The organism is Wolbachia endosymbiont of Drosophila leontia (genome assembly GCF_028981785.1).
Classification (GTDB): Bacteria; Pseudomonadota; Alphaproteobacteria; order Rickettsiales; family Anaplasmataceae; genus Wolbachia; species Wolbachia pipientis.
In genome coordinates this window covers 1-7,269 of the sequence record NZ_JAPQLK010000140.1, presented here as the reverse complement: position 1 = coordinate 7,269, position 7,269 = coordinate 1, and the positions used below count along the sequence as shown (strand labels likewise).

Below are 7,269 nucleotides of genomic sequence, written 5' to 3'. Positions count from 1 at the left end.
CAAAAGAAACCCTAGGGTAGCTAGTTATTCACTATCCATTTTTTAAGTTGGCGTTTTTTTATGTTTTAAATGCTTTATAAGCGCGTTTCAGCTTATGTAGGTAGAAATTTTATAAGACATAAGGCACACATAGTGCAAAAAATTAAACATGATACGCCAGATACGTGAGTTTTTTTGTCATTCAACCTGCACAGAGAAGATAAATAAATAGCTTCAGTTTCATGATAAGAGGGCTGGCGGAGTTTGTCAAGCAAGTTTTTTTGTTTCTGCGGACTACTTGAATAACGGCTACAATGTTTGTACAGCTATGTACATAGCTGGAACCCAAAAAAAGAACCAAGTAGCCTTGGCTACTTGGATGACAAAAGGTAATACAAGAAATCTATTGGCTCTCGTATATCTTAGTGAAACTTAACAAGTTTATCTATAGTTTTAGTGATGACTCTTGGAGTATCCGGAGAAACTGCTGAGCTCAGCCTATTTAACCGCTCTATAGCGAACTCGCTATTCTCATTTGCTATGAAATCACATAAAATATTTTCTATATCCTTAGTAACACTTTCATGCTTTCTCAGAGGATGATTATGTGGATACCTACTGATGGTTTTGATACTGGAATACTCAACAAAAGCTTGATCCTTAAAAGCAAGTTGTCTCAATTTCTCTTTGAATTTTCCTTCTTCCTCTTTTGCTAAAAGGCGAGACTTTATCAGTGATTTTATAATCAAATTTATAGCTTGATGTATTTCAGAATGCACTATAACTTTAATGGTATTTTCTTCTACTATACAATCATAAATATTTTTTTCGCTCTGTAACGACTCTATTAATTTCTTGCTACTTTGTGAATTCAATTCCAAATTCTCCTCACTCATAGGAGTTATTATGAAGGTGTTCTTACTCACTCTGATGTTAAATTGTGGAGAGCCTTCAGAAAAGGAAAATGCTACATCCTTAAATTCAAGTGCATGATTGTATGCAGCAAAAAGGGTGTGTGCTATAACACTGCTGGGCACCTTCATTCCATGTTTACTCAGGTGGTTCAATACATTTTCAACCTCATGATATGTAAAGTCTGTATCTTTTAGCAATTCAACAACTTCTATGCCGTTGTGTTGTTTATACTCTATTCTCACTTCTTCTGTAAAAAGTGTTTTAGCTGCTATATGTTTATCAAGCACTGTGAAAATCTTGATGAAATTCTCTAAATCTTGTTTGTTAACTAATTCGATACTAATTAAGTTTCTGCTAATAATTGAAATATTTTTTGTCATTTTTTCCCACTAAAAAAACTCACTGAATGAATTGTATTTTTAATTCATTAAGAATTGTTTAAAGTGAGCATACTAGTTTTCATTTACGTATTACACGACAAAACAAGATAAAAAGTTACATAAAATCATCATGTGGTATAACACACTCTCCACATTCATCATTGCTGTTTGTGTAGGTTGTGACATCAGTGTGATTGTCATTATTATTTAGCATATCATCCAACTTTCCTTCTTTTTCAAGATCCATCAATTTGTCACACCCCCCAATGTGCTTATCGTTGATAAAAATCTATGGAACTGTTCTAACGTTATACTTCGATTTTATGTCGTTAAATAGATCTGAGTTTTTGAGCACATCAATTTCTTCATACTTCACACCTTTTTTATCTAGTAAATCCTTTGCCCTTATGCAGTATGGACAGCCCTTCTTTACATATATCACAACATTTTTCACAATTTATCTCCGTAGCTTACTAAAATATAGTTATTATATATAAGAAACATGTAAAAACATCAAATTGTATGAAAATTATTTATAATTGTGAGCAAGGGATAGAAAATAATATAGCACTAACCTTCGGAAATTTCGATGGCATTCATTTAGGACACGAGTTTGCAATTTCTACTCTCAAGAAGGTAGCACAAGAAAGAGGATTACCCTCTGCAGTTTTAACTTTTGAGCCTCACCCATCAACTGTTTTATTTGGTAGAAACAATTTTAGGTTAATAGACCAAGAACAAAAAAAGGAACTAATCAGCAGCTATGGTATAGATTACTTATATATTATTAATTTTAATAGAGGTTTTTCTGAGGTTAGCTGTGATGACTTTATCAGTGAGACTTTAATAGATAAATATGGCGCTAAACACATAATTGTCGGAGAAAATTGCACTTTTGGTCATAAACGATTGGGTAATATATTAACTCTAGAGAAATATTCTGAAATATATGGATACTCTTTGACTAAATTAGAGCCATTAACAATTGACGGCAAAATTTGCTCTTCTTCTTCAATAAGGGAGTATGTACAAAGGGGCGAAATAGAAATTGCTAATAAATTGCTCGGCAGGCCTTATCAAGTTTCTGGTGTTGTGACAAAAGGTGCATGTAGAGGTAGAGAAATAGGATTTCCAACCATAAATATTCCTATAGAAGATTGCATGATAAAACCTAAGTTTGGCACATATTACGCTAGAGTGACTTTTCCTGATAGTAATCCAAATTGGTTATATGGAGTAGTCAATATCGGTATGAGACCTACTTTTAAGGATCTGAAAAAGCCTATAATAGAAATGCACATATTCGATTTTGATGAAGACGTATATAGTCATAAAGTCAATATACAACTTTTAAAATTCATAAGGTCAGAAAAAAAATTCCATAGTATTGAGGAGTTAACAAAACAGATAAATTATGATATACTTAAAGTTTATAGGTTAAAGGCAAATTTATGAAAAAGTTATGCTTAGTTGTTATATTAATTATAGTATTGATTGACCAAACGAGCAAGTTGTACATAAACTCATTGATTGATGAAGGAGAATCAATTGAGATCGCTAGTTTTATAAAACTAGTTGAAGTTTGGAATTCAGGTATTAGTTTTGGAATGTGTAGCGCTTTACCACATGGCGGTTTCTTTTTTTCAGCATTTTCAATACTAATAATTGGTATACTTGCATATTTGATATACAGGTCTGACGATCAGTCAACTTACCTTGGTTTTTCTCTGATGATTGGTGGAGCAATCGGAAACGTAGTTGATAGGATCTATTGGGGAGCTGTATATGATTTCATATATTTTCATATTGATGATTGGTATTGGCCAGCATTTAATTTAGCAGATTTATCTATAGTTTGTGGAATGTTTACATTGTTATATAAGTGGTATATATACGATATGCTTATTTCTAAACAAAATGAGGAATAAAATAATTGTTTTTATATTAGGTCGAAATAATGCTTCATAAGTTTTTTAGTTTTCTTATACTACCTGTACTTTTTTTTACTTACCCAATTTCTTCGAATGCTTTAAACATAGAGCACAACATAAAATATACTAAACTCAGTAACGGACTAGATGTTTATGTTGTTTCTAATCATCGGATTCCAGCCGTTTTACATGCAGTAATATACAAAGTTGGGGGAATGGATGATCCAATCGGCAAAGCAGGATTGGCTCACTACTTTGAACATTTAATGTTTGAAACTACAGGAAAGTTCACAGATATAGAAGCCACTATGAGCAGCATTGGGGCTCAATTTAACGCGTTTACCACTAAAGAATATACCTGTTATTATGAGTTGGTCCCCAAAAAAGATTTACCACTTGCAATGGAAGTTGAAGCAGATAGAATGGGCAGCTTTAATGTTACTCAAGACAAAATAGATAGAGAAAAAAACATTGTGTTGGAAGAAAGAAAAATGAGATTTGATAATCATCCTAACAACTTGTTATGGGAAGAAATGAATAGTGCATTTTACCGTACTGGCTATGGTAGGTCTGTTATCGGCTGGGAGAGCGACATCAAAACTTACAATTTGGATGACATAACGAGGTTTCATGATAACTATTATCACTCCGGCAATGCAATATTACTGATTGTGGGTGATGTGGAACTTGATGAAGTAGTGAAATTAGCAGAAGAAAAATATGGCGAAATTAAAGCTAAGCCTGTAATGAGAAATTACCCAAATCAGGATCCAGTGCATAATGCAGGTCTATCGGTGACCTTAGAGAGCACTGAAGTAAAAGAACCAGTTTTATATTTTCGTTATCGTGTACCCTTATTTGAGCATATAAATGAAGCTTCCGCTGCTCATTTAGCGGTTGAAATTTTAGGTAGCGGCAAATCCAGCAAACTGTATAATGATCTGGTTTTAGATGAAGATGTGGCAGTATCAGTGTTTGCTTATTATAATAGCCTAGCTTTTAGTGATGGCTACATTGATATTCAGGTCATTCCAAAAAGCGGAGTTAATTTAGATATTGTTGAAAGAGAGTTAGATAATGCTATTAATAACTTCATGTCTAAAGGAATAACGGATGAGGAGTTGCAAAGCTCGAAATATAGATACAAAGCAGCACAGTTTGATAATCTGTCTGACTTAACTCATATAGCGATGTTCTATGTGCCACACCTTGCACTTGGTATTCCACTGGATGAAATAGATATTTCATATAGCAAGATTAATGATGTCAATCTAGAGGATGTAAATAATAAAATCCGTGCTATTTTTTCTGCTAATAAGTTAATTGGTCGTTTATTACCAAAAGGAGATAATAGTGAGAATAAGTAAAATTATATTTCTATTTTTTTTCTGTCTAGGCTTTAATTTACAAGCAAGTGGTAACCTAAATATAGAGGAGGTCACTACCCGTAAAGGATTTAAGTTTTTATTTGTAGAAAATCATGATTTGCCAAAAGTTTCACTAAATATATCGTTCAAGGATGCAGGTTATGTGTATGAGAATAAGGAAAAACGGGGGCTTTCTTGGTTTACTTCTCTTGTAATCCAAGAAGGGGCAGGAAAAAATGATGCCAAAGATTTTGCGAAAAAGCTTGAAGATAAAGGGATTAGTTTAAATTTTATTGCTGATTTAGAAGCATTTAGGGTTTCATTAAATACTTTGTCTGACAATCTAGAGGAAGCAATTTCATTACTGAGCGATACTATAATGCGTCCTAAAGTTGACCCTGAAGGGTTGAATAGAGTTTTCGAGAAAGCCAAAGTTGATTTTAATAATCTTGGAAAAAATCCTTATTTTGTTGCTGGAAAAGAATTAGATACGTTATTGTTTAAAAAACATCCTTACTCAAAAAGTGTGTATGGTACTCTTGATACTATAATGAGCATTACTAGAGACGATGTTTTAACATACATAAAGCGTAATTTTGCTAAAGATAACATAGTTATCAGTGTTGCTGGTTGTGCAAAAAAAGAAGAAATTATTACGCTATTAGATAAATATTTATCTAAATTGCCGTCAAAAAGATCAAAAGTTAGAAAAATACCTGTAGAAAATAATTTTGGTTCTGCAGAAAGTAAGAATATTTTTATGGATATACCACAGAGTGTGATACTTTTTGCTCAAAAAGGTATAGCTTATGAAGATCCTAATTATTATAACGCTGGTGTCTTAATTGATGCACTTGGTGGCATGAGGCTGAATTCAATATTAATGACAGAACTGAGGCAAAACTTGGGTATTACTTATGGTGTTTATGCAAGTATTATTTCCAATAAACATGGAAATATTATATCTGGATTTATAAGTACTGATAGTTCTACTGCTGGCAAAGCTATATCAGCAGTAAAAGATACATTTAGCAGAATAAAAAAGCAAGGAATTGACGAACAATTGTTCAAGGATGCAAAAATTGGCTTGGTAAATAATCTTGTCCTTTTCCTGTCCAATAACACAAATACAGCAACGCTGCTAGATAATATGCAGATAAATGATCGTGATGTTAACCGTATAAATAATTATGCGAATATCATTAATGATGTTAAATTAGAGGAAGTAAACGAACTGGCGAGTTCTTTACTGGAACCTGAAAATTTATTTTTTGTTGAAGTTGGAAAAAACGCTCAAGGTCAATAATTATTACAGTCATTATCTTCTGCTATTGACCTTACTGCTTCTACATAACACTTATGCTCCTCAGCTAGAATGCGTTCTGAGAGGCTTTGAATATCATCAGCTGGTAACACTGGTACAACAACTTGAGCAATTATGGCTCCAGCATCAACTTCAGGAGTGACATAATGTACAGTACAACCTGTAATTTTTACACCTGCTTTTAGAGCTTGCTCTTGAGCGTTTAGGCCTTTAAAAGACGGAAGTAAAGAGGGATGAATATTTATCACCTTGTTATGCCATTTACTCAGAAAATCAGCTTTGAGAATTCTCATAAACCCTGCAAGGCAAATTAAATCAACCTTATGTTGAACAAGTATTTCGTGAATTTTACCAGCATCAAGCGGTTTATCTTTAACAATAAACGCTGAGATTCCTGCTTGCTCTGCTATTTTCAGACCAGCAGCTTCGCTATTATTTGTGATAACACATGCAACTTCTGCGGAAAAATTCTGATCTTGACATGCTTCTATTAAGGCCTGCATATTCGACCCCCTACCTGAAATTAGTATTCCGAGTTTTATCTTTTTCATTATAGCACAGTTAGTTTAGAATTTAGTTAATACTAACAAAACAGCTCAAAAGGAAAACTTATTTTATAGCAAAGAAGGCAGACTAAACTCTTTATATAAGTGGACCTCTAATTTTGGACCTCACTGGACAACACAAAATAACGAATAGCCCCATGTACCCAGCTAAAACTAGCTTTAATGCTTAGATATTGTGCTATTTTTGTATAATATACCACTATAAGTATATATTTTTGTAATCGCGTTATTATTTATTTAACAAAGTATTAGTATAATTTATTACACTGGATTAAATGGAGAAAGTTCAATGAGTAAATTACCGAACAATGCAAAAATAGGTAAATCTCAGGTTACTCAGTGGGAGGTAATAAAAAATTGTGAATATGCTGATAATTGCTTGTCAAAAATAGTAACTTTGTACGTTATTAGAATAACTCAGCTATCAGATTTTTATACGAGTGACGAACCTGAAATTAACACTGTTTTAGCAAGAATAAGCGTGACAAGTGAAAATGTATTTTTAAACAAGGCTACTACTATTGAAGTTATGGAAGGTATTTTTCCGTATAAATTCAACAGCAAGAAGAGAAATAACGTATTAAGGTTAGAAGATTTGTATAATTATTTATGTTCTATTGTTAACAATAGCCTTCCAAAAGAAATGCTTGAAAGTCTTGTAAGAACCTGTTAAGGATCTCGAAAATATGAGGTAAAATAAGCATAGTTAAGAAAGAGGTATATCTATGCAAAAAAGCTATCCAAGCGATATAAGTAAAGAACAATTTGAAAAAATTAGACCAATACTGGAGAGTAGCAGAAAGAAAA

General features: G+C 32.7%; 7 protein-coding genes and 1 pseudogene. 5 read left to right on the top strand and 3 right to left on the bottom strand.

Annotated elements, in window-relative coordinates:
* Positions 1–401 precede the first annotated feature (401 nt).
* Positions 402–1,274, bottom strand: a complete 873-nt coding sequence (locus tag OZD63_RS05215) for a hypothetical protein (protein WP_274979979.1) — start codon at positions 1,272–1,274, stop codon at positions 402–404.
* Between the two features lie 115 nt (positions 1,275–1,389).
* Positions 1,390–1,728 (bottom strand): annotated as a pseudogene (gene grxC, locus OZD63_RS06095) (glutaredoxin 3).
* A gap of 68 nt (positions 1,729–1,796) precedes the next feature.
* On the opposite strand from grxC, the gene ribF reads away from it, so the two are divergent.
* From ribF to OZD63_RS05185, 4 genes are read left to right on the top strand one after another with little or no spacing between them, the layout of a single operon-like run.
* Positions 1,797–2,729: a riboflavin biosynthesis protein RibF gene (gene ribF, locus OZD63_RS05200; RefSeq protein WP_274979978.1), complete on the top strand. Its 933-nt coding sequence runs from the start codon at positions 1,797–1,799 to the stop codon at positions 2,727–2,729.
* Entirely contained in the window at positions 2,726–3,202 is a 477-nt protein-coding gene (lspA, locus tag OZD63_RS05195) for a signal peptidase II (protein ID WP_274979977.1), read from the top strand. The genes ribF and lspA overlap by 4 nt, the downstream gene beginning before the upstream one ends.
* 29 nt (positions 3,203–3,231) lie before the next feature.
* The gene (locus OZD63_RS05190; protein ID WP_275008305.1) at positions 3,232–4,572 is read left to right on the top strand and encodes a M16 family metallopeptidase; all 1,341 of its coding nucleotides are present in this window, start codon (positions 3,232–3,234) and stop codon (positions 4,570–4,572) included.
* Complete coding sequence (locus tag OZD63_RS05185) at positions 4,559–5,878, top strand: M16 family metallopeptidase (RefSeq protein WP_274979975.1); 1,320 nt, start codon at positions 4,559–4,561, stop codon at positions 5,876–5,878. The genes OZD63_RS05190 and OZD63_RS05185 overlap by 14 nt, the downstream gene beginning before the upstream one ends.
* Here OZD63_RS05185 and purN read toward each other — a convergent pair.
* The gene (purN, locus tag OZD63_RS05180) at positions 5,872–6,447 is read right to left on the bottom strand and encodes a phosphoribosylglycinamide formyltransferase (protein WP_275008304.1); all 576 of its coding nucleotides are present in this window, start codon (positions 6,445–6,447) and stop codon (positions 5,872–5,874) included. The two genes, OZD63_RS05185 and purN, sit on opposite strands and share 7 nt — an antisense overlap.
* A 304-nt stretch (positions 6,448–6,751) precedes the next feature.
* Here purN and OZD63_RS05175 point away from each other — a divergent pair, with 304 nt between their 5' ends.
* Complete coding sequence (locus OZD63_RS05175) at positions 6,752–7,135, top strand: hypothetical protein (RefSeq protein WP_275008303.1); 384 nt, start codon at positions 6,752–6,754, stop codon at positions 7,133–7,135.
* Positions 7,136–7,269 lie beyond the last annotated feature (134 nt).

Excerpts from the sequence above, each read along its gene's own strand:
- OZD63_RS05215 (WP_274979979.1), bottom strand. The coding sequence starts at position 1,274 with ATGACAAAAAATATTTCAATTATTAGCAGAAACTTAATTAGTATCGAA.
- ribF (WP_274979978.1), top strand. The coding sequence starts at position 1,797 with ATGAAAATTATTTATAATTGTGAGCAAGGGATAGAAAATAATATAGCA.
- lspA (WP_274979977.1), top strand. The coding sequence starts at position 2,726 with ATGAAAAAGTTATGCTTAGTTGTTATATTAATTATAGTATTGATTGAC.
- OZD63_RS05190 (WP_275008305.1), top strand. The coding sequence starts at position 3,232 with ATGCTTCATAAGTTTTTTAGTTTTCTTATACTACCTGTACTTTTTTTT.
- purN (WP_275008304.1), bottom strand. The coding sequence starts at position 6,447 with ATGAAAAAGATAAAACTCGGAATACTAATTTCAGGTAGGGGGTCGAAT.
- OZD63_RS05175 (WP_275008303.1), top strand. The coding sequence starts at position 6,752 with ATGAGTAAATTACCGAACAATGCAAAAATAGGTAAATCTCAGGTTACT.